The 25902-nt window shown below is 47.1% G+C and carries 27 protein-coding genes; 16 read left to right on the forward strand and 11 right to left on the reverse strand.

The window, feature by feature from the left end; all coding sequences use genetic code 11:
- Positions 1-10: 10 nt before the first annotated feature.
- Together K3G25_RS18755 and K3G25_RS18760 are read right to left on the reverse strand one after the other, a co-directional pair.
- On the reverse strand, positions 11-337 hold the full coding sequence (locus K3G25_RS18755) for a hypothetical protein (RefSeq protein WP_021493870.1): 327 nt from the start codon (positions 335-337) through the stop codon (positions 11-13).
- Positions 338-350: 13 nt separating this feature from the next.
- Positions 351-824: a low molecular weight protein-tyrosine-phosphatase gene (locus K3G25_RS18760; RefSeq protein WP_012117078.1), complete on the reverse strand. Its 474-nt coding sequence runs from the start codon at positions 822-824 to the stop codon at positions 351-353.
- A gap of 155 nt (positions 825-979) precedes the next feature.
- Between K3G25_RS18760 and K3G25_RS18765 the strand changes: the two genes are divergently transcribed.
- The 5 genes from K3G25_RS18765 to K3G25_RS18785 all read left to right on the forward strand — a co-directional run bounded on the left by K3G25_RS18765 (position 980) and on the right by K3G25_RS18785 (position 5624).
- Positions 980-1195, forward strand: coding sequence for a DUF1128 domain-containing protein (locus K3G25_RS18765; RefSeq protein WP_003155571.1), 216 nt, complete (start codon positions 980-982; stop codon positions 1193-1195).
- Positions 1196-1525: 330 nt separating this feature from the next.
- Complete coding sequence (locus tag K3G25_RS18770) at positions 1526-2719, forward strand: MFS transporter (protein ID WP_007408506.1); 1194 nt, start codon at positions 1526-1528, stop codon at positions 2717-2719.
- Positions 2720-2745: 26 nt separating this feature from the next.
- Positions 2746-3507 (forward strand): type I 3-dehydroquinate dehydratase, encoded by a 762-nt coding sequence (gene aroD / locus K3G25_RS18775; protein ID WP_053285223.1) that lies wholly within the window; start codon positions 2746-2748, stop codon positions 3505-3507.
- A 65-nt stretch (positions 3508-3572) separates the two neighbouring features.
- Positions 3573-4457 (forward strand): shikimate dehydrogenase, encoded by an 885-nt coding sequence (locus K3G25_RS18780; RefSeq protein WP_007408504.1) that lies wholly within the window; start codon positions 3573-3575, stop codon positions 4455-4457.
- Positions 4458-4592: 135 nt separating this feature from the next.
- Positions 4593-5624: a LacI family DNA-binding transcriptional regulator gene (locus tag K3G25_RS18785; protein ID WP_014417193.1), complete on the forward strand. Its 1032-nt coding sequence runs from the start codon at positions 4593-4595 to the stop codon at positions 5622-5624.
- A 20-nt stretch (positions 5625-5644) separates the two neighbouring features.
- Here K3G25_RS18785 and K3G25_RS18790 read toward each other — a convergent pair whose 3' ends face one another.
- The gene (locus K3G25_RS18790; RefSeq protein WP_003155578.1) at positions 5645-6160 is read right to left on the reverse strand and encodes a type 1 glutamine amidotransferase domain-containing protein; all 516 of its coding nucleotides are present in this window, start codon (positions 6158-6160) and stop codon (positions 5645-5647) included.
- A 220-nt stretch (positions 6161-6380) separates the two neighbouring features.
- Here K3G25_RS18790 and K3G25_RS18795 point away from each other — a divergent pair, with 220 nt between their 5' ends.
- From K3G25_RS18795 to K3G25_RS18805, 3 genes are all read left to right on the forward strand, one after another.
- The gene (locus tag K3G25_RS18795; RefSeq protein ID WP_232489467.1) at positions 6381-10673 is read left to right on the forward strand and encodes a multifunctional 2',3'-cyclic-nucleotide 2'-phosphodiesterase/3'-nucleotidase/5'-nucleotidase; all 4293 of its coding nucleotides are present in this window, start codon (positions 6381-6383) and stop codon (positions 10671-10673) included.
- A gap of 209 nt (positions 10674-10882) precedes the next feature.
- Positions 10883-12022, forward strand: a complete 1140-nt coding sequence (locus K3G25_RS18800) for a YibE/F family protein (protein ID WP_182072436.1) — start codon at positions 10883-10885, stop codon at positions 12020-12022.
- Positions 12019-12780 carry a YibE/F family protein gene (locus K3G25_RS18805; protein ID WP_007408500.1) on the forward strand — a complete coding sequence of 254 codons (762 nt, stop codon included), beginning with the start codon at positions 12019-12021 and terminating at the stop codon, positions 12778-12780. The genes K3G25_RS18800 and K3G25_RS18805 overlap by 4 nt, the downstream gene beginning before the upstream one ends.
- A gap of 35 nt (positions 12781-12815) precedes the next feature.
- Here the strand turns inward: K3G25_RS18805 and K3G25_RS18810 are convergent, their stop codons facing one another.
- The 4 genes from K3G25_RS18810 to treP all read right to left on the reverse strand — a co-directional run bounded on the left by K3G25_RS18810 (position 12816) and on the right by treP (position 17529).
- Positions 12816-13481, reverse strand: a complete 666-nt coding sequence (locus K3G25_RS18810; protein WP_014417189.1) for an NAD(P)H-dependent oxidoreductase — start codon at positions 13479-13481, stop codon at positions 12816-12818.
- A gap of 133 nt (positions 13482-13614) precedes the next feature.
- The gene (treR, locus tag K3G25_RS18815) at positions 13615-14331 is read right to left on the reverse strand and encodes a trehalose operon repressor (RefSeq protein ID WP_232489468.1); all 717 of its coding nucleotides are present in this window, start codon (positions 14329-14331) and stop codon (positions 13615-13617) included.
- A gap of 21 nt (positions 14332-14352) precedes the next feature.
- A complete protein-coding gene (treC, locus tag K3G25_RS18820; RefSeq protein WP_215797372.1) occupies positions 14353-16038 on the reverse strand; it encodes an alpha,alpha-phosphotrehalase in 1686 nt (561 codons plus the stop codon).
- A 75-nt stretch (positions 16039-16113) separates the two neighbouring features.
- Positions 16114-17529, reverse strand: a complete 1416-nt coding sequence (gene treP, locus K3G25_RS18825; RefSeq protein WP_014417186.1) for a PTS system trehalose-specific EIIBC component — start codon at positions 17527-17529, stop codon at positions 16114-16116.
- Positions 17530-17799: 270 nt separating this feature from the next.
- On the opposite strand from treP, the gene K3G25_RS18830 reads away from it, so the two are divergent.
- The 3 genes from K3G25_RS18830 to K3G25_RS18840 are packed head-to-tail and all read left to right on the forward strand — an operon-like array spanning position 17800 to position 18764.
- Positions 17800-18060: a spore germination protein gene (locus K3G25_RS18830; RefSeq protein ID WP_007408496.1), complete on the forward strand. Its 261-nt coding sequence runs from the start codon at positions 17800-17802 to the stop codon at positions 18058-18060.
- A 14-nt stretch (positions 18061-18074) separates the two neighbouring features.
- Positions 18075-18317: a spore germination protein gene (locus K3G25_RS18835; RefSeq protein ID WP_003155595.1), complete on the forward strand. Its 243-nt coding sequence runs from the start codon at positions 18075-18077 to the stop codon at positions 18315-18317.
- A 15-nt stretch (positions 18318-18332) separates the two neighbouring features.
- Positions 18333-18764, forward strand: a complete 432-nt coding sequence (locus tag K3G25_RS18840) for an Hsp20/alpha crystallin family protein (protein WP_232489469.1) — start codon at positions 18333-18335, stop codon at positions 18762-18764.
- 9 nt (positions 18765-18773) lie between these two features.
- Here the strand turns inward: K3G25_RS18840 and K3G25_RS18845 are convergent, their stop codons facing one another.
- Entirely contained in the window at positions 18774-19151 is a 378-nt protein-coding gene (locus K3G25_RS18845; RefSeq protein ID WP_014417184.1) for a DnaJ family domain-containing protein, read from the reverse strand.
- A 245-nt stretch (positions 19152-19396) separates the two neighbouring features.
- On the opposite strand from K3G25_RS18845, the gene K3G25_RS18850 reads away from it, so the two are divergent.
- Positions 19397-21334, forward strand: a complete 1938-nt coding sequence (locus tag K3G25_RS18850; RefSeq protein ID WP_017419102.1) for a lipoteichoic acid synthase — start codon at positions 19397-19399, stop codon at positions 21332-21334.
- A 40-nt stretch (positions 21335-21374) separates the two neighbouring features.
- Here K3G25_RS18850 and K3G25_RS18855 read toward each other — a convergent pair whose 3' ends face one another.
- Complete coding sequence (locus K3G25_RS18855) at positions 21375-21818, reverse strand: YfmQ family protein (RefSeq protein ID WP_232489470.1); 444 nt, start codon at positions 21816-21818, stop codon at positions 21375-21377.
- Between the two features lie 126 nt (positions 21819-21944).
- The gene (gene nagE, locus K3G25_RS18860) at positions 21945-23327 is read right to left on the reverse strand and encodes an N-acetylglucosamine-specific PTS transporter subunit IIBC (RefSeq protein ID WP_012117066.1); all 1383 of its coding nucleotides are present in this window, start codon (positions 23325-23327) and stop codon (positions 21945-21947) included.
- Between the two features lie 164 nt (positions 23328-23491).
- On the opposite strand from nagE, the gene map reads away from it, so the two are divergent.
- The 4 genes from map to K3G25_RS18880 all read left to right on the forward strand — a co-directional run bounded on the left by map (position 23492) and on the right by K3G25_RS18880 (position 25161).
- The gene (gene map, locus K3G25_RS18865) at positions 23492-24241 is read left to right on the forward strand and encodes a type I methionyl aminopeptidase (RefSeq protein WP_014417181.1); all 750 of its coding nucleotides are present in this window, start codon (positions 23492-23494) and stop codon (positions 24239-24241) included.
- A gap of 56 nt (positions 24242-24297) precedes the next feature.
- Positions 24298-24609 (forward strand): DUF3243 domain-containing protein, encoded by a 312-nt coding sequence (locus K3G25_RS18870; RefSeq protein WP_003155607.1) that lies wholly within the window; start codon positions 24298-24300, stop codon positions 24607-24609.
- 82 nt (positions 24610-24691) lie between these two features.
- Positions 24692-24847 (forward strand): hypothetical protein, encoded by a 156-nt coding sequence (locus K3G25_RS18875; RefSeq protein WP_003155608.1) that lies wholly within the window; start codon positions 24692-24694, stop codon positions 24845-24847.
- Between the two features lie 179 nt (positions 24848-25026).
- Complete coding sequence (locus K3G25_RS18880; RefSeq protein WP_003155609.1) at positions 25027-25161, forward strand: YflJ family protein; 135 nt, start codon at positions 25027-25029, stop codon at positions 25159-25161.
- Between the two features lie 40 nt (positions 25162-25201).
- Here K3G25_RS18880 and K3G25_RS18885 read toward each other — a convergent pair whose 3' ends face one another.
- Positions 25202-25861, reverse strand: a complete 660-nt coding sequence (locus K3G25_RS18885) for an MOSC domain-containing protein (RefSeq protein WP_017419099.1) — start codon at positions 25859-25861, stop codon at positions 25202-25204.
- Between the last annotated feature and the right edge of the window lie 41 nt (positions 25862-25902).

Genomic DNA, 25902 nt, shown 5'->3' on the forward strand with positions numbered 1-25902 from the left:
ACATCCCACCTCAATGATCGTTTTTCGAAAAATGCTCCTTCGTTTCTTTTAACAGGTCAATGACCTGCGGCGTCGTCTGCTTCAGCTTGGTGATCTGCCCGTTTAAAAAACTCAGATCTTCCGATACGGTATTGGCGAAGATTTTCACTTGATCCATTTTTGCGGAAGCCTGCTGCTTCAGGGCTTCAGGATGTTTCCGGTAAAATGCCGCACGCCGCCTGCACGCGTCCATGTTCCGGAAACATGCCTCTCTCGTCGGCTTATGTAATAAGGACAGTGCTCCGCCGGCGGCAGCGCCGATCAGAATCGCTTTTGCCATGATGCGTGTCTGCTTCATCGGTCAATCCCCCTTATAAATGATGGTCTTTCTTTATTGTCTCCAGCAAATGACGGCACCCGGATTCGACCAAAGCGTACACCTCGCTGAAATTCCCGGTATAATACGGATCGGGCACGTCCGCAAGGTCCGACTCCGGTACATAATCAAGCAGCCTTGCAATACGCGGCGCCGCTTTTTTATAACCGGCCATGCTGCGAAGATGACCGATATTTTCTGCATCCATCGCAATGACGTAATCAAAATCGGTCAGGTCAGACTCACGCACCTGCCTCGCCGTGATGCCGCTTGCGCTGATCCCTTTCTTCTTCAGGATCTCCTTTGTCCCTTCATGCGGCGGATTTCCCGCATGCCAGGCGCCGATTCCCGCTGAATCAATGTTAATCTGCCCGTTCAGCCCGTTTTTCTTCACCATATCAGAAAATACCGCCTCTGCCATAGGCGACCGGCAAATATTTCCCAGACAGACAAACAGAACATGTATCATATCGATAACCTCCCTATTCTTTCCCCGCATTCTGAGGATCAAAAACCTTATCATCATCTTAGCAACTTTTCTGCGGCTGTGGAAATAAGCTTTTATTCTAAATGAATTCTGTTAGAATAAAGGGTACGAAAACGGTCATGAAAGGATGCATGAATTTGCCGAGCCAACAAACAGAAACGTTAAACAAAATGATTGAAGACATTTCGCAAAAGCTCAACATGCTCAATGTCGGCGTCATCAGAGCGGAAGATTTCAGTGATGAAAAAATAGAAGATCTTACATACCTTCATCAAATGGTCATGAAAAAAGCATCATTCAGCCCGAGTGAAATGCAGGCCATTGCCGAGGAGCTCGCCTCTCTCAGAAAATAAACCCATGTCAGACCTGCCGAAAAACGGCAGGTCTTTTTTTGATTTAAAAAAGTAAAAAAAGTTCATCGGTTTGACACATATAAAAAGAAGGAGTATAGTAACTGTGAACTTGGTAGAACGATATACTAAATGAGCGGGCCGCTTATCTTTTTTTATTTAGTAGAACGATATACTCGTTGTGATCTCAGCGTTATTCAAGTTTGTTTTGCAACCGTTTTATCAAACAGTTTTCAAAGAAAGGCAGTGGTTCAATAAAGGGGAATGGTGCTGTTCTTTTATCAATTTAAAAAATAATTTAATTCTTTATTAACCGCATTAGGGGATGTCATCATGAAAAACATATACACCAAAATGGCAGCGGGTCTTTATATTAACTATTTCCTGCTGGGCATGATCAATATTATTATCGCATCCAATATGGAGGCATTATCAAAACAGCTTCATACATCCGCAGCCGGGGTCAGCTATTTGGTCTCCGCCATCGGGATCGGGAAGCTGATTTCGCTTCTGTTTGCCGGGAAGCTTTCGGATACATTCGGGAGACGGCCGTTTATCGTGTCGGGCGCCTTTCTGTATCTGATTTTCCTAATCGGAATTCCGCTTTCGACAAACTACACGGCCGCGTTTATCTTCGCCATTTTCGCCGGGATCGCCAATTCCTTTTTGGATTCCGGGACATATCCGGCGCTTATTGAAGGATTTCCGAAAAACGCAAGCTCTGCAACCGTGTTAATCAAAGCGTTTGTATCCATCGGCGCGACGGTGCTTCCGTTTTTTATCGCGTTTATTGCGGACAGGCATTTGTTTTACGGCTGGACGTTTTTCGTACCGGGCATTATTTTCTTCCTGAACGGCTTTTTCCTGTTAAAAGTTCCGTTTCCGAATCATAAGCAAAAAGAAGACGGCGGCCGGACGGAAGCCTCCCCGTCTGATGACGCGTTCACATCACAGCCGTCGATATGGCGCGAAGGCCTTGCGATCATTCTGTTAGGCTTTTCATCTACGGCGCTGTTTATGCTCGTTCAAGTATGGCTTCCTAAGTTCGGGCAAACCGTTTTGGGCATGCCTGAGGTGCAGGCCGTCAAATTGTTGAGCTATTACAGCATCGGGGCGCTTGTATCCGTATTATTGCTGGCTGTGCTGTTAAACAGAGTGATTCAGCCGATTACGGTAATGGTGCTGTACCCTGTGATCGCGGCAATCGCGCTGCTTGCTCTGATTTTCATTCATCAGCCGGCCGTATCAGTCATCAGCTCCTTTGTCATCGGACTTTCAACTGCGGGCATTCTGCAATTGGCGATGACGGTTATGGCTGTTTTATTCCCTAAAAATAAAGGTACGATCACATCTTTTGTTAATATAGCATCAAGCTTATCTTTTATTGTCATTCCGCTTGTAACGGGAGCGATATCCAAAGCGGCCGGCCTGACGCCTGTTTTTCTGCTTGATATCGGAATTGCGGCCGTCAGCGCCCTTCTCGCATTGTTTATCGGAATCCGCTTTAAGCAAGTGATGAAAGCCTGACTATTTTTTAAGGGAGAGGATTTATCATGCAATCTATCACGATCAGAAACACGGTCATCGGCGAAGGGCTTCCGAAGATCATTGTGCCGCTGATGGCGGCCGGAGAGAAAGAACTGCTCGAAGAAACGGAAGCCGTCAACAGGCTTCGCCCGGATATCATTGAGTGGCGGGCGGATGTGTACGAGCATGTTGACAGCCTGGACGCCGTAAAAGGCATGCTTGAAAAGCTGCGGAAAGCCGCAGGCGCAACACCGCTGCTTTTCACATTCAGAACCCATAAAGAAGGCGGAAATAAAGTTATTGATGACCGCTTTTACATTGAATTGCTTAAAACCGCCATCGAAACAAAACATATTGACCTTGCAGACGTTGAGTTGTTTACGGGAGAAGCGGAAGTCAAATCAATTGTGAAAACCGCTGAAGATAACGGCGTATATGTCGTCATGTCCAATCATGATTTTCATCAGACACCGAAAAAAGAAGAAATCATTTCCCGGCTGCGGAACATGCAGGCGTACGGCGCGCACATTCCGAAAATCGCGGTGATGCCGCAAAGCACTGAAGATGTTTTCGTCTTATTGGATGCCACTCACACGATGAAAACACAATACGCAGACCGGCCGATCATCACGATGTCAATGGCGGGGACAGGCCTGATCAGCCGCCTGGCCGGCGAAGTCTTCGGCTCAGCGTGCACGTTCGGAGCGGGCAAAGAAGCATCAGCGCCCGGACAGATTCCCGTTGAAGAATTGCGCAGCGTACTCAGCATTTTAAATAAACATATGTAATCAGCGTTTTTCTGCCCTCAAAGCGGGATGAAAAACAAATGAATGGACTAACGGAGGAATACATCATGAAGAAAGATTTAGGACGGATTAACGGAAAAACTCAGCTTATCGGATTATTCGCGACACCGATCGGACACTCTTTATCTCCGGCGATGCACAACCTGGCGTTTAAAAAATTAGGATTGAACTACGCTTACCTCGCGTTTGAAGTCGGCAATGAACAGCTGGAAGATGTGGTAACGGGAATGCGCGCCTTAAACGTCAGAGGCTTCAATGTCTCGATGCCGAACAAGATGAACATTCTCCCTTACCTCGATGAACTCGCGGATTCAGCGAAATTCACCGGCGCGGTGAATACAGTCGTTAATGAAAACGGCAGACTGATCGGACACTCCACTGACGGTATGGGATACGTCCGCAACTTAAAAGAACACGGCATCGATATCACAGGCAAAAAAATGACGCTGGTCGGTTCCGGCGGGGCCGCCACTCCGATAGCGATTCAATCCGCATTGGAAGGCCTCGGAGAAATCTCTATTTTCGCCCGTAATGACGCGTTTTTCGAAAAAGCGGAAGAAAACGTCCGCATCATCAATGAAGAAATGAAGGGATCTTCTTGTAAAGCGAAAGTCTTCCCGCTCGAAGATCAAGATGCGCTGCGTGCTGAAATCGCTTCAAGCGATATTTTCACAAACGGAACAGGTGTCGGCATGAAACCGCTTGAAGGCTTGAGCGTCATTGAAGATACATCCATGCTCCGTCCTGATTTGATTGTGACAGACGTCGTTTACAACCCCGTTACGTCGAAATTGCTTGAACAAGCTCAAGCGGCCGGCTGCAACACCATTAACGGCCTCGGCATGATGCTTTGGCAGGGCGCCATGGCGTTTGAATATTGGACAGGCCGTGAAATGCCGGTTCAGTATATTAAAGAGCAAATGTTTGAATAACCTATTGTAATAGAAGCGCCGAAGGACAATCCGTCTTCCGGCGCTTTGTCATTTTCTCCCCTCTCTCTTTCTTCTCATGCGCCAAAACGCTTATAATGGATGTAACGAATAAAAACCAAGTGAGGAATGCGACGTATGAAACAGCAAAAAAAACGCCGGGTGACATTGCAGCAGGTCGCTGAGCATGCCGGCGTCTCAACATCCACCGCTTCATTAATCGTCCGCAACAATCCGCGAATTTCCGAAGCGACCCGTGAGAAAGTGCTGCAATCCATGCGGGAGCTGGGGTACGTATATGATCGGGTCGCCGCGAATTTACGATCACAGACGTCCACAACGGTAGGATTGATTATTACTGACATTTCCAATACGTTTTTCTCAGAGTTTCTGATCGGCGTTCAGAATACGCTTGAGGAAGTCGGATTAACGGTGCTGTTAGGCACGACATTTGATTCCGTCGCCAAGCAGGAGCAGCTGATCTCGACCATGCTGGAGCACAGGATCGGCGGATTGATTTTGTGTCCGGTTTCAGGTACAGCTGAGGAAACCCTTTCCCGCCTCGAGCAGCTTGACATTCCGGTCGTGCTCGCCGTCAGGGAGATTGCCGATGCAGATTGTGATTTTGTCGGAGCTGATTATGAGGAAGGCACCTATAAGGCAGTGCGTCATTTCATTGAGAAAGGCCATCAGGAGATTGCGTTTCTGGGCGGCGTGAAGCACTCATCAACATGGACGAAGCGTATGAAAGGGTTTAAAAAAGCGCTCCGTGAAGCGGATCTGGAAGTGAAAAATGAATATGTCATTGACAGCGCGCCGACCCGCGAAGCAGGCTGTGAAGCCGTGACGGAGCTCCTCCGCCGGTCTGAGCGCCCGACCGCGATTTTCTGCTTCAGTGATTTGGTCGCGTTCGGCGTCATGCAAGGGATCAGAAAAGCCGGGCTCGTTCCGGGCGAAGATATTGACATTATCGGCTTTGATAACGTGCCGGAAGCTGAAATTTCTTATCCCCCGCTTACAACCGTTTCTTCCTTTCCGCGGCAGTCGGGAAAAGAAGCGGCTCAATTGCTGCATCATAAAATCACCAGTTCCCAGCACAAAAAACAACGCATTATTCTGGCGCCTGAGCTGGTCATCCGGGAATCTTCACAAAAAAAGCGGAACGCCTGATACGGCGCTCCGCTTTTATATTACGCAAGCAGTTTTAATGATTCGCGGTTGAATGCCGGAATGTCATCCGGTGTGCGGCTTGTAACCAGCTGGTTCTGGCAAACGACGACTTCTTCATCCACAACATTCGCGCCCGCGTTTTCCATGTCGATTCGGATTGAAGTAAACCCTGTCGCTTTGCGCCCGTCCAATGCTTTCGCGTTGATGAGAAGCTGAGGTCCGTGGCAGATGGCGAACACCGGTTTTTTATCATCCATGAACGCTTTGGCAAATTGGACGAAACGGTCATCCGCACGCAGCATGTCAGGAGAGAATCCGCCCGGGATCAGCAATGCGTCAAAGTCTTTCGGATTCACATCATCGATGGATGCGTCCACTTTCACTTCCGCTTCCCCTTGTTTGCCTTTGACTGTTTTTCCTTTTTCCTGTTCAATTACGGTTAATTCATGACCCGCATCTTTAAAAGCTTTCGCAGGTTCAGTATACTCGACATCCTCAAAATAATCCGTTAATACAACTGCAATTTTTTTACCCATAGTTACTACCTCCTGCTTGATGAAGTCTACATAAATCCATGTACCCCAGCCACACTAACATCAAACATAGGTAACGCGTTTGCCGCTCATCCGTTTTACATAGGTCATTATCCTCATTTTTCATCTTTTTACAAGAATCATCGTGAAATCTATATGAACTTTCACAAAATATTCTTACAATGGTACTGCATGACAAAATTTGTTGAAAGGTGGAGAACAGGTGAGAATACAGAAAAGACGATGCAGCGTCAATATGACACTCCGTATTCTGCTGCCCCTAGTTATGATACTTAGTCTAATCCTCCCAACATCACCCATTAAAGCAGAAGAAAACAAATCCTCCAGTGTGAATCTCAGCATTTTAGCCACAACTGACGTTCACGCTAACATGATGGACTACGATTACTACAGCGACAAACCGACAACGGAATTCGGGCTGGCCAGAACGGCTCAGCTTATTGAGAAGCACAGGCGCGAAAACCCGAATACGCTGCTTGTCGATAACGGAGACCTGATTCAGGGGAATCCCCTCGGAGAATACGCCGTAAAATATGAGAAAAATGATATCATTTCAGGCGCAAAGACCCATCCGATCATTGAAGTGATGAACAGTCTGCATTATGACGCAGGAACACTCGGCAATCATGAATTTAATTATGGGCTTGAATTTCTGGACGGGACAATCAAAGGCGCTGATTATCCGATCGTTAACGCCAATGTGAAAACATTAAGCGGCGAAAACCGTTATACGCCTTATGTCATAAAAGACAAAACCGTCACGGATGAAAACGGCGGCAAGCATCAGATAAAAGTCGGCTACATCGGCTTTGTTCCTCCCCAAATCATGACGTGGGATAAGAAAAATCTCGAAGGCCGCGTTCAGGTCGAAGACATTGTGGAATCCGCAAAGAAAACCGTTCCGAAAATGAAAGCTGAAGGAGCCGATATCGTCATCGCCCTCGCCCACAGCGGCATCGAAAAAAAAGCGCAGTCTTCCGGAGCGGAAAACGCCGTTTTTGACCTGGCAACGAAAGTCGGCGGAATTGACGCGATCGTATCCGGCCATCAGCACGGGCTTTTCCCTGATGCCGAATACAAAGGCGCTGATCAATTCGACGTCGATAAAGGCACGATTAACGGCATCCCCGTTGTCATGTCAAGCAGCTGGGGCAAATATGCCGGCGTCATCGACCTCCGGCTTGAAAAAACAGACAGCGTGTGGCATGTGGAAGATGCAAAAGGCAGCATCGAGCCGATTGCCGGCAATGTGACGTCGGAAAACGAAACCGTCGTCAATACCGTCAAAAAAGCGCACGAAGGCACTTTGAAATACATCAGAGAACCCGTCGGCCAGACAAAAGCCGATATCAACAGTTTCTTCGCCCAAGTCAAAGATGATCCGTCCATTCAAATCGTAACGGATGCGCAAAAATGGTACGCCGAAAATAAGATGAAGGATACGGAATACAAAGATCTGCCTATCCTCTCGGCGGGCGCTCCGTTTAAAGCCGGCGGGCGGAACGGCTCAAATTACTATACAAACATTTCCGCTGGCGACCTCGCCATCAAAAATATCGGCGATTTGTACCTGTATGACAACACGGTTCAGATCGTCAAGCTGAACGGAAGCGAAGTGAAAGACTGGCTCGAAATGTCCGCGGGGCAATTTAATCAGATCGATCAGGCAAAAGGCGGCAGCCAAGCGCTTTTAAATGACGCCTACCGCTCATACAATTTTGATGTCATTGACGGTGTCACCTATCAGGTCGATGTCACAAAACCGGCGAAATACAACGAAAACGGAACAGTCATTCATCCCGATGCAAGCCGGATCGTCAACCTTTCTTATCAAGGAAAGCCCGTCAGCGCCAAGCAGGAATTTCTGATCGTCACAAATAATTACCGCGCTTCAGGCGGCGGAGGATTCCCTCACTTAAGCAATGATAAAATCGTATACTCTTCTGCCGATGAGAACAGGCAGGTCTTAATGGATTACATCATCCAGCAGAAAACGATTAATCCGCAGGCTGATCATAACTGGTCCATCCTTCCGGTCAAAGGGACAAACCTGACATTTGAATCTTCCTTGGCTGCAAAGCCGTTTGCCGACCGCGCAGATGACGTCGCCTATATCGGTGAATCACAAAACGCGGGCTACGGACAGTACAAGCTCCAATTCAAAGATGATGAACCGGGCACAGATCCGCCGAAAGATGACGCATGGAAACTCACCGTTATGCATACAAACGACACGCACGCCCACCTTGATAACGCGGCGAGGCGGATGACGAAAATCAAAGAAATCAGAAGCGAAACCGACCGCAGCATTTTACTGGATGCGGGAGACGTTTTCTCAGGTGATCTCTATTTCACAAAGTGGCAGGGGCTGGCTGATTTAAAATTGATGAACAGCATGGGCTACGACGCAATGACCTTCGGAAATCATGAGTTTGATAAAGGTCCGGGTGCTCTCGCCAGCTTCCTGAGCGGTAACGGGAGCGCGGCTGATCCGTCCGGAAAATACAATTTTCAAGCGCCTGACTTTCCGCTCGTCAGCTCAAATGTCGATGTGTCCAAAGAGTCAAAACTCAGACCATTCATGAAAAAAGCAGATACTTTTACGGCAGGGAAAAAGAAAAAAGCAGGCATCTATCCATACATTCTGCTTGATGTAAACGGAGAAAAAGTCGCCGTATTCGGCTTAACGACAGAAGATACGTCCGTCACATCAAGCCCGGGAAAAAGCATTGTCTTTCATGATGCCTTCCAATCCGCACAAGATACGGTAAAAGAAATACAGAATAAGGAACATGTCAATAAAATTATCGCCCTGACCCATATCGGGCATCAGCGTGATCTCGATCTCGCCAAAAAGGTAAAAGGCATCGACTTGATCGTCGGCGGACATACGCATACGCTTGTAGATAAAATGGAAATTGTCAAAAACGAAGAGCCGACCATCGTCGCCCAGGCAAAAGAATACGGCGAATATTTAGGCCGTGTCGATGTCGCATTTGACAAAAACGGCGTCGTCCTGCCGGAACAATCCTCTCTTCAGGCGCTGCCGGTGAACGAGCAGACGAAAGAAGACCCGGATCTGAAAAAAGAGCTTGATCCGTTTAAAAAAGAGCTCGTCTCAGTCAAAAATGAAAAAGTCGGTTCAACGAAGGTCGCACTTGACGGCCAGCGCGAGCATGTCCGCTCCAAAGAAACCAATCTCGGAAACTTCATCGCAGACGGCATGCTGCAAAAAGCGAAGGAAGCGGCCGGCGCCCAAATCGCGATCACAAACGGGGGCGGCATCCGAGCGGGCATTGATAAAGGAGACATCACACTCGGCGATGTGCTGAATGTGATGCCGTTCGGCAACACGCTTTACGTCGCGGATTTAACCGGAAAACAGATCAAACAAGCCTTGGAACAAGGATTAAGCGGAATTGAGGCTCAAGGCGGCGCCTTCCCTCAAGTTGCCGGTTTAACATACACGTTTACACTGAATAAAAAGCCGGGACACCGCGTTCTTCAAGCTGCGGCCGTACAGGATGACGGCAGCGTAAAGCCGATTTCTGATAAGAAGACATACAGAGTCGCCACCAGTAACTTTGTCGGTGAAGGCGGAGACGGATATTCCGTCTTTAACGAAGCGTCCCATAAAGAAGACCTTGGCTTTGTCGACTATGAGGTCTTCACCGAGCAGCTTGAAAAAGCGGGAAAAGCGGTGGAACCGAAAGTTGACGGCCGCGCGCAGGAAGTGTACCTGCCGACGAAACAAAAAAACGGCTCGTGGACGCTTGAAGATGACAGCGCATTTGCCGTCTATGCCAAAAACGCCAATACGCCGATCGTGTATTACGATAAGAATGACGGCGCCAAAAAGCCGATTGATCTCAGTGTGACAAAAAAACAAATCGGCCTGTTAAAGGACAGAACATCGGATTCTTCCCTTACGATCCTGCATGACAAGTTCAGCATGAAAATGCCGATGGCAAACGCTGCTTCAGCTGATACACGATTCGGCGTGACGCCGAAAGGAAAAGTAAGCGGGGCGCTTTCAAATGTTTACGACTTTACAATGAAGCAGAAAAACAAAGACACCAAAACATTCAAAGCGCCGGTAAAGCTCACCCTGCGCATTGAGAATACGAAAAAGGCGAAACAGCCGGGCATTTACCATGTAGACCGGAAAAAGAACGTCTATACAAAAACAGACAACGGTTCGGTTTCACACGATCTCGTCACGGGCTATACAAATCATTTCAGTGAATACACCATATTAAACGCAAACACGAAGAGCGCGCCGCCGACAAGCGGAGATCACGGCTCCGGAAAGCAGCCAAGCGGACAAAAACCGTCATCCGGGCCTGCGCAGGACGGAGTATCGCCGGGCGGCCTGCTTCCTGATACGGCCACGACGATGTATTCCATCCTTCTTGCCGGGTTACTCATCAGCGCGCTCGGAACCGCACTGTATCTGCATCAAAGAAGAAAAGCAAAAAAAGTGAACGAAGCATAAAAAGACCGCTTTTATCGGGCGGTTCATCCCAAGAGCTCTCCTGATCTGATTTCAGGGGAGCTTTTTCTCTCGGTCCCCCTCTGAGTCGACAGCCGTACGGCCGAGTGATAAAATATGAACGTTATTCGCGAAAGACTGCATCCGCATCGTTTAACACTTCACGGCAGGGCCTCTCTTTCACACGGCGCCGCCTGTTTGGAGGACTTTTTTTGAATATAACAGGAAACAAACAAAACCGCATGTCTTACAAGAAAAAGCTGTTTTACGTGATAACAGCGCTCTGTTTTATCAGCTCGCTCATTTTCGTCACTCACAATGCTTCTTTTTATGAGCGGCCGATTGCCAAAGTGACGAAAACAACATTGGAACACCAGTCTGACGTACAGGACATGCATAAAAACAAAGATAAGATTTTCAATCAGACGATCACTGCCAGACTTGAAAACGGCAGTCAGAAAGGACAGCTCATTCATTTGTCCAATCAGTATTCATCATCCGGAGCGAACGATCAGAAATATAAGATTGGCGATGAAGTATTCGTTTCTATTGATAAAGGGAAACCATCAAACAAAGATATATCGGGAAGCATTATAGATAAAAAACGGGATAAACAGCTCTTGCTGATCGCTTGGGTTTTCATCTTCACCTTGCTTATCGTCGGTAAAAAACAAGGCTTCTTTTCGATCGTCAGCCTGATGTTTAACGCCGTTTTACTGTCGTTTGCATTAGATTTGTACAGGAAGCATCCTAATATAGGGTTAATTTTCATCTGCGGTATCTGTATTCTCATCTTTACTGTCATCTCTTTGCTGCTTGTCAGCGGTTTTCACGCGAAAACATACGCCGCCATTGCCGCGACGCTCGCAGGCACTTTCGTTTCCCTGCTGATTACGTATCTGGTGATGCTGGCAACTGGAGAGAAAGGTCTCAGATATGAGGAAATGCAGTATTTAACCCGTCCTTATCACACGGTGTTCATGGCCGGGGTATTTATCGGATCACTGGGAGCGGTCATGGATGTAGCCATTACCATGACGTCATCTGTCTTCGGATTATATGAAGAAAACAAGGGTATCTCATTACAAGCTCTCAGACGTTCCGGGATGGAGATCGGAAAAGACATCATGGGGGCGATGACCAACATTCTGTTTTTTGCTTATATAAGCGGCTCTATTCCGATGATGCTGTTGTATTTGAAAAATGATTCCCCGATAGGATTCACTCTTTCCATGAACATTTCCTTGGAAATAGCCAGAGCATTGGCCGGAGGGATCGGAATCGTATTAGCCATACCCGCCAGTCTGTATGCTTCTATCTTTTTTATTAAACGAAAGAAGGCAAGCTCATGAATGTCATCGTAATTCTCGCGGCGATTTTATTTCTATTAATGGTCATCATCGGCGGAAAAAAAGGAGCGAGGTCTTTTATTGCGTTATTCTTAAATTTCGGTGTTCTCTTTCTCACCATTATTTTCATGACAGACCCGCATATCAATCCGATTGTTTTAACATTGCTCTCTTCCGCCGTGATTTGCAGCATTACTCTTTTTTATATTAATGGAGGAAACGTCAAAACCGTAACCGCCTTTATTTCTGCAATGCTGACGATTGTACTGCTGCTGTTTTTTATTATGTCTGTAACAAAACATACCTCGATTCAGGGATTCGGTGAAGAAGAATTGGGTGATATCGGCATATTCACACTGTTTGTCGGGGTGGATTTTGTGAAGGTTACCGCAGCCATGATCATCATGGGCACGATAGGGGCGATTACCGATGTCGCGATTTCCATTACTTCACCCATGCGGGAAATTTACAGTCATAATCCGTCCATGAGCAGAAAAGATCTGTACACATTCGGATTAAGCATCGGGAGAGATATTTTAGGAACGAATACGAATACGTTATTCTTTGCTTTTTTCGGCAGCTATTTGGCTTTAATTATCTGGTTTAAAGACTTATCATACTCAGCTGAAAAAATTGTGAACTCAAAAGTATTCAGTGCGGAAGCCGTCACCATTCTTTGTGCCGGAATCGGGATCGGCATCATCATTCCCGTTACATCCTGGATCACCGCCTGTTTTTTAGCAAAACCAAATAAACGTTAAAAGCTGCCGGGACACGCCCGGCAGCTTTTTTTATCTTATACCCAGTTTACTACGTCTTTTGAGGCAGATCTTGTTTTCGGGCGCGGTTCTCTGACACGGTAGCCGAATGCGGCCATAACAGAGATGTCGAAACTTCCGTTTTCCAGAAGCCCTTCTTCTTCAAGAATCCGGTGAATTTCTTTGTAGTTGAAGCCTTCTACAGGGCAGGAGTCGATTCCGATCTGCGCAGCGGCTGTCATCATATTGCCGAGGGCGATGTAAGTCTGTTTGGATGCCCAGTCAAACAGCGCGCGATCTGATTCAAGCAGATTGAAATCATTTTTCTGGAAGTCTTCCGTTTTGCTGATATAGCCTTCATACATATCTTCCGGCATTTTTTTGACTTCCCGCAAGTGATTTTTGACATAGTCGGCGTCAAAACGGATATCCTTTGCCGTCCGGGCAAGCAGAAGTACGAAATGACTTGCGGTCGGCAGCTGCTTTTGCGCGCCCCATGTGAACTCGCGGAGTTTTTCACGAAGCTCCGGATTTTGAACGACGACAAATTTCCAAGGCTCCAAACCGAGTGAGCTTGGGGATAACCTTCCCGTTTCTAAAATGAATTCAAAATCGCTTTCTGAAATTTTTTTCTCAGGATCAAATTCCTTTGTGGCGTGTCTGAATTGATACGCTTCGATGATCTGCTGTTTTTTATCTGACATTCATGATCTCTCCTTTTCAATCGTTATGTACTATTGTAGCCATTATTTTTGAAAGTACCAGTACGCACATTTTTGTTGGATAGTATTCATTTTGATACTGACAAAAAAAACGGGCTGCCGCGGCAGTCCGTTTTTATTTTTCCCTTCTCGCAAAGTCGACGAAACGGAATTTATCGAGCCTGTGCCGGCTTTCCGTGTACTGAAAGAGGCTGGTATCCTCCAAAAAGACGCGGTTTTTCACGACCGCCATATGGCTGAATCCGCCGAGATCCAAATACTTCCGGTCCTCTTCCCCCGCCGGCTCCACGACAATTTCCTTTTGCGCGTAGCTGATGGACAAGCCGAGCTCTCCTTCGAGATACTCATAGATCGAATCTTCACAAATCGCCTTCGTCAATAGAGGCACGTGTTTTTTCACAAAGTAATCCTTGTCCAAAATAATATGTTCTCCGTCAATCCGTCTTGATCTGACGACTTCCCACACCTTTTCATCCGCTTCTGTACCAAGCTCTTTTGCGGCTTCTGAGGGAGGCGGGATCAGCCCGAGACGGTGAACCGCCGTTCTCGTCTCTTTTCCGAGCGTTTCCGAAAGCTCTTTGAAGCTGATCAGGCCTGAGACGGGAAAACGCATTTTTTCTCTATCTAATATGACGGAGCCTTTGCCTTTGATTTTCTGGATGTAGCCGTTTTGCGCCAGCATATTGAGCGCTTTGCGGACGGTTTCTCGTGATGTGCCGTATTGATCGCACAAATCATTTTCAGACGGAAGAACGTCTTCAGCCTTCCGCTGGCCGCTTTCGATCTGCCGCACCATATCTTTATAGATTGTGATGTATTTATTCACTTTCATTTGACCACCCAGATTAGTGTATCACGCTTTTGTCAGATGATAAACGATCGATTCATACGGACGGAGCGTCAATCGTTCCGGCCGCCCTTCCCTCGGTTCATCATTCGTCAGCAGCACCGTAAACCGCCAGCCGTCCGTGTCTTTAAGCGGAACCGTAAAGTCCGCTTCTTTCCCGTAGAAGTTGTTGATGCACAGCAGTTTTTCATCCTTGCCGTGTCTGACGTACGCCAGAACCGCCGGATCGTCTTCAGCAAGCAGCTCAAACGTTCCTTCAGTCACGATGTCATATTCCTTTCTGAGCTTGATGAGCTTCTGATAATGGTAGAAAATTGAATCCGGGTCCCGCAAAGCCGCTTCCGCGTTAATGTCCCGATAATCATCCGCCGCCGGAATCCAAGGCGTTCCCGTCGTGAAACCGCCGTGCGGCCCGCTGTTCCACTGAATGGGGGTTCTTGCATTGTCTCTTGATTTCTCTTTTAAAATGGCGATAATGTCATTTTCGGGCACGCCTTCTTCCTTCATCTTTTTGTAAATGTTCAATGATTCGACATCGCGGTATGAGCCGATGTCATCGAATTTCGGATTGCCCATGCCGATCTCCTCACCTTGATAAATGTAAGGCGTGCCCTGCATCATATGAATGGCCGACGCCAGCATTTTGGCTGATTTCGTCCGGTATACGCCGTCGTCTCCGTATCTGGATACGGCCCGCGGCTGGTCATGGTTGCACCAGAATAATGCATTCCAGCCTCCGCCTTTTTGCATCTCCGTCTGCCAAAACGCTAAAATCCGTTTCAGCTTCAGAAAATCAAACGGAGCGAGCGCCCATTTTTCACCATTCGGATAATCCACTTTTAAATGATGAAAGTTAAAGGTCATATCGAGTTCTTTATTCTCAGGGTTTGTGTACCGGATGCAGTGATCCGCCGTTGTCGAGGACATTTCCCCGACCGTCATGCTGTCATATTTCGAAAACACTTCCCGGTTCATCTCATGGAGAAATTCGTGCACGCGCGGCCCGTCCGTATAATAAGGGCGCCCGTCACGCCCATCCTCGGCATCAGGAAACGATTGGTCTTTAGAAATGAGGTTGATCACATCCAGCCGGAAGCCGTCGATCCCTTTTTGGAACCAAAAATGCATCATGTCGTAAACCTGTTTTCTCATCTCTTCATTTTCCCAGTTCAAATCGGCCTGCGACACATCAAATAAATGCAGATAGTGCTGGCCTGACGCCGGGTCGAGCTCCCAAGCGGAACCGCCGAATTTTGATTCCCAGTTGTTCGGCGCCCGGCCGTCTTCCTTTCCGTCTTTCCAAATGTAAAAATCCCGATACGGACTGTCGGGTGACGAGACCGCTTCTTTGAACCACCGATGCTCGACTGATGTATGGTTTACGACAAGATCCATGACGACCTTGATTCCTCTTTTGTGCGCTTCATCGAGAAGGCGTTCAAAATCCTCCATCGTTCCGTATTCTTCATAAATGGTGCAATAATCGCGAATGTCATAACCGTTGTCATTCTGCGGCGAATCGTAAATCGGCGTAAGCCAAATGACATCAATCAAAAGCTTCTGCAAATAATCAAGCTTCTCGATAATACCGTTCAGATCACCGATCCCGTTTCCCGTCGTATCATTAAAGCTCTTCGGATAAATTTGATATACCGCTGCCTTTTTCCACCATGGTGTGCTGTCTGTTTTCATTTTTCTTCACCGCCTGTAATGTTTTGAATTGAAAGGGAAAAGGGACAGCCTGATAGAAGGCGCCCCGCAGGTTTTCTATTTTTGCCGTTTCAGCCGCGCATACCCGTATGTTCCCGCAAACGGGAGAATCAGCACGATCAGCATTCCGATCGCAAACGGACCCCAGTACTGACTCATAATGGAGAAGATCCCCGGCACGCCGCCGACTCCGACCGAGCTTGCGAGAACGCCTTTGACGGAGATGAACATCCCCGCGATTCCCGAACTGATCATGGCGATCACAAACGGAAATTTGTAACGCAGATTCACGCCGAAAATCGCCGGTTCGGTAATGCCCAAATATGCGGAAATGCCGGCCGTCAGTGAAAGCCCCCGCTGTTTTTTATCTTTTGTAATCAGCATCATGGCCAAAGCCGCCGATCCTTGAGCGATATTTGACAATGCGAGCATCGGCCATAAAAATGTGCCGCCGAGCTTTGAGCCGATTAATTGAAGATCGACCGCGAGAAACGTATGGTGCATCCCCGTAATCACAAGCGCCGAATACAGCCCTCCGTACAGCAGGCCTCCGATGGCGGAGAATTGGCCGAAAACGGCAATCAATCCCGCCGTCAGCGCGTTACCGATCGCAAAGGTAATCGGACCGATGATGACAAAGGATAGAAAACCGATGACCAAAAGCGTCACCGGCGCGACGACCAACAGCTGAATGCCCTCCGGCGTCCGTTTCGTCAAAAAGATCTCAAGCCTGGCAAGTAAATAAGACGCCAGCAGAATCGGGAGCACCTGACCTTGATACCCGACTTTCTGCACCTCAAGGCCGAACAGGTTCCACACCGGAATATCGCCGCTCTGCTCGGCAGCCCCGTAGCCCCATGCGTTTAACAGATCAGGATGCACCAGCATCAGCCCGAGCACGATGCCCAAAAGGGGGCTTCCTCCGAACCGCTTCACTGCCGACCAGCCGATTAAAGCCGGCAGAAAAGCGAAAGCCGTCCCCGCGATCAGATTAATCATATTGGCGAGATCCGCCCATTGCGGATATACTTGGACAATCGATTTGGCGCTGTAGAAAATGCCTTCCGCCGTTAAAATGTTGTTCAGACCCATTAACAGCCCGGCCGTGACGATCGCCGGCAAGATCGGAATAAAGATGTCCGCAAGCGTTTTCACAGCACGCTGTAAAGGATTCATTTTTTGCGCTGCCGCCTTCTTCACGTCATCCTTGGACGCTTCACCCATCCCCGTTTCCTTCACTAATTCCGCATATACTTTGTTGACCGTTCCCTGCCCGATCACGACTTGAAACTGCCCGTTTACCGCAAAAGATCCTTTGACAATGTCTATTGCATCAAGCATTTTTTGGTTTACTTTGGTTTCATCTATTAACGCAAACCGCAAACGCGTCACACAATGAGTCGCCGCCTCAATATTTTCGATTCCGCCGACAGCTTCAGCGATCTGCCGCGCAGCCCGGTTAAACTCACCCATGCCAACCCCTCCGTAACCGTTTTCATTTCGTCTTGCAAACTTGTATATACATGTTTATGACTCTATTGTAATGATGTATATACATGTCGTCAATCTATTTTTATAGCGCTTTCATCACAAATATACTGCGAAAGACCCTGAAACAAAAAAAGCCCCGCCGGAACCGGGCCTTGACTTCTTGTTTTATCGGGAACATGTCCGGGCGGAATTCACAACAGGAGCACAAAAAGCATACAGTACTGTACAACTAAGTTAAAGAGGTGTGAAGAGATGCCATCCACTGTTATCAACCTGTACTATTTGAAGATTAACAGTATTTCTGGCAACGGATCTATTACGATTGGGGAAGCGGCATACAACAGTCCCACCACAAATAACAAATCACAAGGACTGAACTCTTCATTCGGCGATACGTCACCTATAGAATCGATGATGGAGAACTTGTTAAATGATCCTGATGTCAACGACCAGACAGCCATCGGAACCGCAGATACCGCAAATATTACGCCGGTGCCGCCCATTATAGATTAAAGGGGTTTTTATGAATGCCTTACCAAATTAACGTCGTCAATATAAAAGTAAACGGAGCAACGCAAAACGGAAACGTCGATATCGGTCAGACCGTACAAAACAGCCACACCGCCAACAGCAAATTTGTCGGCGCGAACTTTTCTTTAGGGGATTTTTCGCCGGCCGCCGGATGTTTGAATTCGGGCCATCTTGACCCTGACGTGAGCGACCAAGATCAGATCGCCAACCCGTCAATGCCGATCGCAAATCAAATATAGGGAGGTTCTGCCGAAGTGGATATCGAAAAAATGAGAAAGTGGCTTGAGATTACGAACAAGCACAAGCCCAGCGACTTTTGGACCAATGTCCTGAAACGGAAATCTCCCGAAGATTTTTTCTCCTTACAAAAAAACACCCTGACTTATGATATTTATCAGGATGAACAGCACACATTTGTCATTGTGGAAATGCCCGGCGTTTACGAAGAAGAATTGACATTGAGGCTGCTGTCAAGAACACGGCTGCATATAAGAGGAAACATCACACCCCTTTTTCCAAAGAACATGGGCGTCTGCCAAAACCGGTATTACGGGGAAATCGATGAGACGATTGAGCTTCCTGAACCGGCTGAGCCCCACCTGTTACAGGCGCAGTGCGTAAACGGCCTGCTCCACATTTCCTACCCGCGCCTTATGGAGCACATTCCTTTTCAGAAAAAAATCTAAAGAGCCGGCTTACGGGCGGCCCAGCCGTCTGTACACTTTCTCCTTATAATGAGAAGATGCGGGTTTTGAGAACATGGCTTTCTCCTCCGTCAGTTTATCGAGTCTGACTTGTTTTTCCGTCCGTTTGTTCCGCAGGTGATCCCGCTCCTGTTCATTGCGGCACTTGGAGATCAAATAATCGAGCGTCATCAGCTCTTTCTTCAGCGCGCCCTCATCCTCGGCGATCCCGGCGTTTTTTAATATCCGGTAGCCCATTCTGAGCGATTCCGGAAGATGTGCGGCATCGTCTTTGGGCAGGGGCTTTCCCATTCCTTTGATGCCGGCGAATTCTCCATCCTTAATGGCGCGCTTGATTTTATCTTCAGCCACGATATGGGCAATATCCATCACTGTTCACCTCTTTTTTCAATAGAACCGGGTGTGATCATGCGGAAACACAAATCCCAGTTTGTGCCATTTGTGTTTTTTAAAGCTGTCATTCAACAGATCAACCCCCGTTGCGACAGCGTTTTTCGCCCTTTTTCCGATGAGCCTTTTCCACCTTTTCTATTTGCTGGTTTCATGGTATATTGATTACGTTCGTTTTTTCTATCGTTCCGTGTAAACCGTGATCGGAAAAAAGGAGTGTAACAATGAAAACATTTATAAAAGAAAGAGGACTTGCCTTCTTCTTGATAGCGGTCGTGTTATTGTGGGTGAAAACATATGTCGCTTATATTTTAAACTTTAACCTCGGCATAGACAACACGATCCAGAAAATATTGCTTTTTGTGAATCCGCTGAGCTCCAGCTTGTTCTTTCTTGGATTTGGGCTTCTTTTCAAGAAAAAATTACAGCAGACAGCCATTATTGTGATTCATTTTTTATTGTCTTTTTTGCTTTTTGCAAACATCGTCTATTATAGATTCTTTAATGATTTCATTACCATCCCGGTCATGATGCAGGCAAAGACAAACGGCGGCCAGCTCGGAGACAGCGCGTTCTCGTTAATGAGATGGACAGACGCCTTCTACTTCCTGGATACCGTCATTTTGATTATTTTGGCCCTTAAGATGAAAAAACCGGCTGAAAAACCGGCGAAGAAATCATTCAGAATCGTTTTGGCTTCCGCCGTGCTTGTGTTCCTGATCAACCTCGCCGTCGCGGAATCCGATCGTCCTGAGCTTTTGACACGCTCATTTGACCGAAACTATCTGGTGAAATACTTGGGCACGTACAACTTTACGATTTACGATGCCGTGCAGAATGTGAAATCAAACAGCCAGCGCGCGCTTGCCGATTCAAGCGATGTAACGGATGTGGAAAACTATATGAAGGCCAACTATGACGTGCCGAACAACGTCTACTTCGGAAAAGCCGAAGGAAAAAACGTCATCTACGTCTCATTAGAGTCTCTGCAATCCTTTATCATTGACTATAAAATTAACGGCAAGGAAGTGACGCCGTTTTTAAACAAACTGGCGCACGATAATCAAACATTCTACTTTGATAACTTTTTCCACCAAACGGGACAAGGTAAAACATCTGATGCGGAATTTATGATGGAGAACTCTCTGTACCCGCTTTCGCAAGGTTCGGTTTTCGTCAATAAAGCGCAAAACACGCTGCAGTCCGTTCCTGCGATCCTAAAAGGCAAAAAGTACACGTCTGCCGCTTTCCACGGAAATACGCAGACTTTCTGGAACCGTAACGAAATGTACAAAGCGGAAGGCATCGATAAGTTTTTCGATTCCGCTTATTATGACATGAGCGAAGAAAACACGAAAAACTACGGCATGAAAGACAAACCGTATTTCAAAGAATCCATGCCGCTCTTAAAGAGCCTGCCGCAGCCGTTCTATACGAAGTTCATTACGCTGTCCAACCACTTCCCGTTCGGAATGGATAAAGAAGACACGGACTTCCCGGCGGGAGACTTTGGCGATTCAGTCGTCAATAATTACTTCCAGTCCGCGAACTATCTGGATGAATCAATCGAACAGTTCTTTAATGACTTGAAAAAAGACGGCCTGTACGATAAGTCGATTATCGTGATGTACGGAGACCACTACGGCATCTCCGAAAACCATAATAAAGCGATGGCGAAAGTGCTCGGCAAAGATGAGATCACTGAATACGACAATGCCCAGCTTCAGCGGGTGCCGCTCTTTATCCACGCTCCCGGCGTGAAAGGCGGCCGCAATCATAAATTTGCCGGTGAAGTCGATGTTGCGCCGACCGTTCTTCATCTGCTCGGCGTCGATACGAAAGATTATCTCATGTCAGGTTCAGATATCTTATCGAAAGAGCACAGAGAAGTCATTCCGTTCCGTAACGGAGACTTCATCTCACCGAACTATACGAAAGTGTCCGGCAAGTATTACGATACGAAAACCGGAAGACTTTTAGATGATTCAGAAGTCGACAAAAAAGAAGACTCTCTCGTCAAGACTGAGCTTGAAATGTCTGATAAGATCATCAACGGCGATCTGCTTCGTTTCTATCAGCCGAAAGGCTTTAAGAAAGTGGACCCTTCACAATTCGATTATACGAAGCGTGAAGATTCCTCAGCAGATGATCAAAAAGAATAAATAAAAGCCAGATCATATCAATGATCTGGCTTTTTTATGTTCAGCTCCCGGCGGCGGCCATAGAGCGCTTTTGCAGGCTGTCGGAAAGAACTGAATAAGCGACGACTTTCTTTTTCTGCTGTTTGACGACATCTACATGATCTTCGTAGCTGTATATAAACACCGTCACATCTTTTTTTCCTTTTCTCGTCTTAATGACAAGCGGATCGGCTCCGTTTTGCGGATGAAGATAACGCTCTTCATCCCCTGGGTATATATAATGCCGTTCGATAAACACGGCTTCGTTAAAATCATCAATCACCCGGCGTTTGTCTTCGCCTTCCAGACGTTTTCCGCCGAGGGAAACGGCAGCGGACGCGTCACTGAGCTTTGAATGGGTTTCAAACTTGCGGAGAATCCATTCCACCGCTCCGGTAGGAAGGCATGTCAGCAAAATCTTAATCAGGCTTATGACAACAATTGAAACAACTGCAATCCATGTCACCTTACATCATCTCCATACTTGTTCTACATGAATCTTAACATAGAAGAAAACATTGTTTTTTGTACATTATGTGAAACTTGATATATGTTCAAAAAAAATCCGGATCACATAGGTGATCCGGATTTTTCAAGTCTGCTTCTGATCGTCAAGGCGGACGGCCTCTCTCAGCTCTTCCGCGACAAATTCGACGTTCGGCCCGATAATGACCTGCGCCGTTTTATTCCCCGTTTTGATAACCCCTTTTGCTCCCGCTTTTTTAAGCGCCGCCTCATTAATGAGAGACGTATCCTGCACAGTCAGTCTGAGGCGGGTCGCACAGTGATCAATCGTTTCGAGGTTTTGCCTGCCGCCGAGCCCCTTGAGCATGGCATGTTCTTCGACGGAACCGGCCGTATCTTCACTAAGCACTTCTTCCTCTTCCTCATCATCTTCCCGTCCCGGCGTTTTCAAGTTTAACGTTTTGATGAGCATATAGAATACGACAAAATAGATCACCGCATAACAAAGCCCGACAACGAGCAGCAAAAGCGGTTTTTCGGCAATGCCGTAGCTGAGGAGATAATCGATCGCCCCCGCCGAGAATGAAAAACCTGACCTGATTCCGAGAACATTTACGATAAATAAAGAGAACCCGGTTAATATAGCATGAACCCCGTACAAAAGCGGTGATAAAAACATAAATGCAAATTCAATCGGCTCTGTAATTCCGGTAATAAATGCCGTCAGCGCGAGACCGATCATCATTCCGGCCGTCGCTTTGCGCTTACTTGGCTTAGCCGCAGCAATCATTGCCAGACATGCGGCCGGAAGCCCGAACATCATAATCGGGAAGAATCCCGTCATATAAGTTCCCGCCGTCGGATCCTTCGCAAAGAAGCGGGCCAGATCTCCCGTTTTTCCGTGAAAATCGCCAAACTGGAACCAAAAAATATTATTCAGCACATGATGAAGACCGAATGGAATCAAAAGCCGGTTAAAAATCCCGTAAATCCCGGCGCCGATCCCGCCAAGCCCGATCATCCATTCCCCGAAGGACGTAATCACCGACTGAATCGGCGGCCACACAAATCCGAAGATCCCCGCCAAAATAATGGTAATCAGCGCCGTTACAATCGGAACGAGCCTGCGCCCGCTGAAAAACCCGAGATATTCGGGCAGCTTCGTATCCTTAAAGCGATTATACGTGTATCCCGCAATTAACCCCGCGATAATCCCTCCGAAAACGGCCATATTATTTGTCGAATTGATTGATTTTACAGCCGCGTCCAGCATGATATAAGAAATTGCTCCCGACAGAGCGGCGGCCCCGTTGCTGTCTTTGGAAATCCCGATCGCGATTCCGATCGCGAAAATCAGCGGCAGATGATCAAATACCGCGGTCCCCGCCGCGTAAATGAACGGAATATTTAATAAGTCCTCTCTGCCGATGGCCAAAATAATACCAACGGCGGGCAGAACGGCAATCGGAAGCATAAATGATTTTCCGAGTTTTTGCAAAAATTGAAGCATTTTACCCATCCCCCTTCTTTTTTCTTAAATATACCACATAAGTTATCTAGTGATCTATACCAATTTTCCTTCATTTATTCACATAAGGCTTGTTGGTTTTCTATTTATAAACCAGTTGTGGTAAGCTTGAATCAGATGATTAAAAATAGAAAGCGGGAATGACAATGATTGTAACGAACGATCAAGAATTAGAAGGGCTTAAAAAAATCGGCAGAATCGTCGCGCTGGCGCGTGAAGAAATGAAGAAAAAAGCCGAGCCCGGCATGAGCACGAAAGATCTTGACCTGATCGGAAAGGCGGTGCTTGACGAGCACGGAGCCGCTTCCGCTCCGGAGAAGGAATACGATTTCCCGGGCGTGACATGCATCAGCGTAAATGACGAAGTCGCTCACGGCATTCCGAGCGCCTCTAAAATCTTAAAAGCCGGAGATCTTGTAAATATCGATATTTCGGCGGAGTTCGGCGGTTTTTATTCAGATACGGGCATTTCATTTGTGCTCGGAGAAGGCGATGAACGTCTGCAAAAGCTTTGTAACTGCGCAGCATCCGCATTTCAGAAAGGATTGGATCAGGCAAAAGCCGGCAAACGCCAAAATCAGATCGGCAGAGCCGTCTACCATGAAGCCCGCTCCAACGGATTTACCGTCATTAAAACGCTGACGGGCCACGGAATCGGCAGAAACCTCCATGAAGCGCCGAACCACATCATGAATTACTACGATCCGTTTGATAACGCGCTTCTTAAAAACGGAACCGTGATCGCGCTTGAGCCGTTTATTTCCACGAAAGCGGAAACGATTGTTGAAACGGGAGACGGCTGGACGTATAAAACGCCGGATAAAAGCCTTGTCGCCCAAGTGGAACACACCATCGTGATCACAAAAGACAAACCGATTATTTTAACTGCATTGTAATGTTTCATCTCCCTTCCAAACAGGTATACAACAACTAACCCGAAGGAGGGAGACGCATGAAAAAAGATAAAGAAAAAATCAAAATCGAAAACGAAATACACGCCATGCACGGCGTAACGAAACAGCAGATTTTAGAGGATTTCGAGGAATTTAAGGCGTACCTTCATCAGAAAATTTCCGCCGGAAAAAAACTGGGTCTGGATGACAGCAAAATCATCAAAAGCGCCGCCATCCTCGGGGACTATCTCGCCAAACACGAGGAGCCCCGCAATGCGGAAGAAAAACTCTTACAAGAACTGTGGGACATTGCGGATGACAATGAAAAACAGCACTTGGCCCAGCTTCTCGTCAAACTTGCCGGACACTGATACAGTGCCCGGCTTTTTTATGCCCCGTTATAAGAGTTGTGCTACACTGGACTTATGTCTGTGAAAGGAGCCATTTTTCAACATGTGGTTTATTATCTTCGGGTTTATTTTCTTTATTGAAAGCATCATTCTCACCGTTTACGGAGTGAAGAAAAAGAAGGGGATGCTGATTTATTTCGGCGTCGTTTTCGGAATCATGACACTCGGAACGGTGCTGTTAAAATTAACCGGCCATTAAGCATGAAAAGACCGCCCTTTACATATATATGTAAGAAAGCTTTACATCTCTGAATCGAAAGTCTCAGTTTTTGCGTTATCCCTTTTCAGCGTCTTTTTATAGATGTTACAATGCCAAAAGTTTGGCAAAAACTGAAGAAACTCTCCCCAGCGGGAGAACGGAGAAAGGAGTTTTCTGACATGCATTATGGCAGTAAAGGCTGGTATGTAGAAGAGTTAAAGAAAAAAGGAATTACCCACTATGAAGGAAGAAAGCTTCAAAGCTTCAAAAAGTACTTCCTTGCCAATCTGCTGGAAACAAAGAAACAAGCATAACGTAAATCAGCCGTGCTGTCAGTGCAGCACGGCTTTTTTTCTATACATTAGTGAGCCTGTCCCTTTTTTTAAGGAAGGACTCCCTCCAGCTTTCTGACAGCGCTTCTTCCCGCAGTATTTCTTCAATCGCTGACAGATTGCCGGAATCACGGTATTTCACTTCATTCGCATACCAGACGGAAATGCTTTCTTTGCCTCTCGACAGACGCTTGAGGACGGGACGCGGATCGACATATCCTTCTTCAAGCACCCTGAAATAAAAGCCGGTAAATCCCGTCTGCTGTACACGGAGCACCATATCTTTGATGCCATATTTGAGCGCGAGTTTGACGCAGGGCTGGCGCGGCTGGCTTACTTGAACGACGGCTTCCCCCAGCTGAAAGACGTCTCCGATCCATACGTCTTGTTCGGCCAGTCCTTTGACCGTTACATTCTCTCCGAACGCGGCGGCGGGAAGTTTTCTCGCGAGCGTTGTTTCCCAATATGAATAATGCTCGGCGGGATACACGCACACCGCTTTATCGGGGCCTCCGTGATTCTTCAGATCAGCCTGCCCGTCCCCGTCAAAATGGGTTTTATACAGCATGACGGGAGAATCTGCGGGCCGCTTTATGATGCCGGAATTGATTTGTCTGCCGGCAAATTCATGAATTGCGGGCTTTCCGAGATTGATAGATAAGACAGAATAGTCTTGCGTCACCTCGTTCACATCCTTTGCGAAATCTCATATCTTTCCTTTAT

Origin of the sequence: Bacillus sp. FCW2, from assembly GCF_021228595.1 — a bacterium.
Taxonomy (GTDB): domain Bacteria; phylum Bacillota; class Bacilli; order Bacillales; family Bacillaceae; genus Bacillus; species Bacillus velezensis.

Excerpts from the sequence above, each read along its gene's own strand:
- K3G25_RS18870 (WP_003155607.1), top strand. The coding sequence starts at position 24,298 with ATGAAAAAAGATAAAGAAAAAATCAAAATCGAAAACGAAATACACGCC.
- treR (WP_232489468.1), bottom strand. The coding sequence starts at position 14,331 with ATGAAAGTGAATAAATACATCACAATCTATAAAGATATGGTGCGGCAG.
- K3G25_RS18850 (WP_017419102.1), top strand. The coding sequence starts at position 19,397 with ATGAAAACATTTATAAAAGAAAGAGGACTTGCCTTCTTCTTGATAGCG.
- K3G25_RS18830 (WP_007408496.1), top strand. The coding sequence starts at position 17,800 with ATGCCATCCACTGTTATCAACCTGTACTATTTGAAGATTAACAGTATT.
- K3G25_RS18845 (WP_014417184.1), bottom strand. The coding sequence starts at position 19,151 with ATGGATATTGCCCATATCGTGGCTGAAGATAAAATCAAGCGCGCCATT.
- K3G25_RS18880 (WP_003155609.1), top strand. The coding sequence starts at position 25,027 with ATGCATTATGGCAGTAAAGGCTGGTATGTAGAAGAGTTAAAGAAAAAA.
- K3G25_RS18805 (WP_007408500.1), top strand. The coding sequence starts at position 12,019 with ATGAATGTCATCGTAATTCTCGCGGCGATTTTATTTCTATTAATGGTC.
- treP (WP_014417186.1), bottom strand. The coding sequence starts at position 17,529 with ATGGGTGAGTTTAACCGGGCTGCGCGGCAGATCGCTGAAGCTGTCGGC.
- K3G25_RS18780 (WP_007408504.1), top strand. The coding sequence starts at position 3,573 with ATGAAGAAAGATTTAGGACGGATTAACGGAAAAACTCAGCTTATCGGA.
- K3G25_RS18755 (WP_021493870.1), bottom strand. The coding sequence starts at position 337 with ATGAAGCAGACACGCATCATGGCAAAAGCGATTCTGATCGGCGCTGCC.
- K3G25_RS18770 (WP_007408506.1), top strand. The coding sequence starts at position 1,526 with ATGAAAAACATATACACCAAAATGGCAGCGGGTCTTTATATTAACTAT.
- K3G25_RS18810 (WP_014417189.1), bottom strand. The coding sequence starts at position 13,481 with ATGTCAGATAAAAAACAGCAGATCATCGAAGCGTATCAATTCAGACAC.
- treC (WP_215797372.1), bottom strand. The coding sequence starts at position 16,038 with ATGAAAACAGACAGCACACCATGGTGGAAAAAGGCAGCGGTATATCAA.
- aroD (WP_053285223.1), top strand. The coding sequence starts at position 2,746 with ATGCAATCTATCACGATCAGAAACACGGTCATCGGCGAAGGGCTTCCG.
- nagE (WP_012117066.1), bottom strand. The coding sequence starts at position 23,327 with ATGCTTCAATTTTTGCAAAAACTCGGAAAATCATTTATGCTTCCGATT.
- map (WP_014417181.1), top strand. The coding sequence starts at position 23,492 with ATGATTGTAACGAACGATCAAGAATTAGAAGGGCTTAAAAAAATCGGC.
- K3G25_RS18790 (WP_003155578.1), bottom strand. The coding sequence starts at position 6,160 with ATGGGTAAAAAAATTGCAGTTGTATTAACGGATTATTTTGAGGATGTC.
- K3G25_RS18835 (WP_003155595.1), top strand. The coding sequence starts at position 18,075 with ATGCCTTACCAAATTAACGTCGTCAATATAAAAGTAAACGGAGCAACG.
- K3G25_RS18785 (WP_014417193.1), top strand. The coding sequence starts at position 4,593 with ATGAAACAGCAAAAAAAACGCCGGGTGACATTGCAGCAGGTCGCTGAG.
- K3G25_RS18760 (WP_012117078.1), bottom strand. The coding sequence starts at position 824 with ATGATACATGTTCTGTTTGTCTGTCTGGGAAATATTTGCCGGTCGCCT.
- K3G25_RS18875 (WP_003155608.1), top strand. The coding sequence starts at position 24,692 with ATGTGGTTTATTATCTTCGGGTTTATTTTCTTTATTGAAAGCATCATT.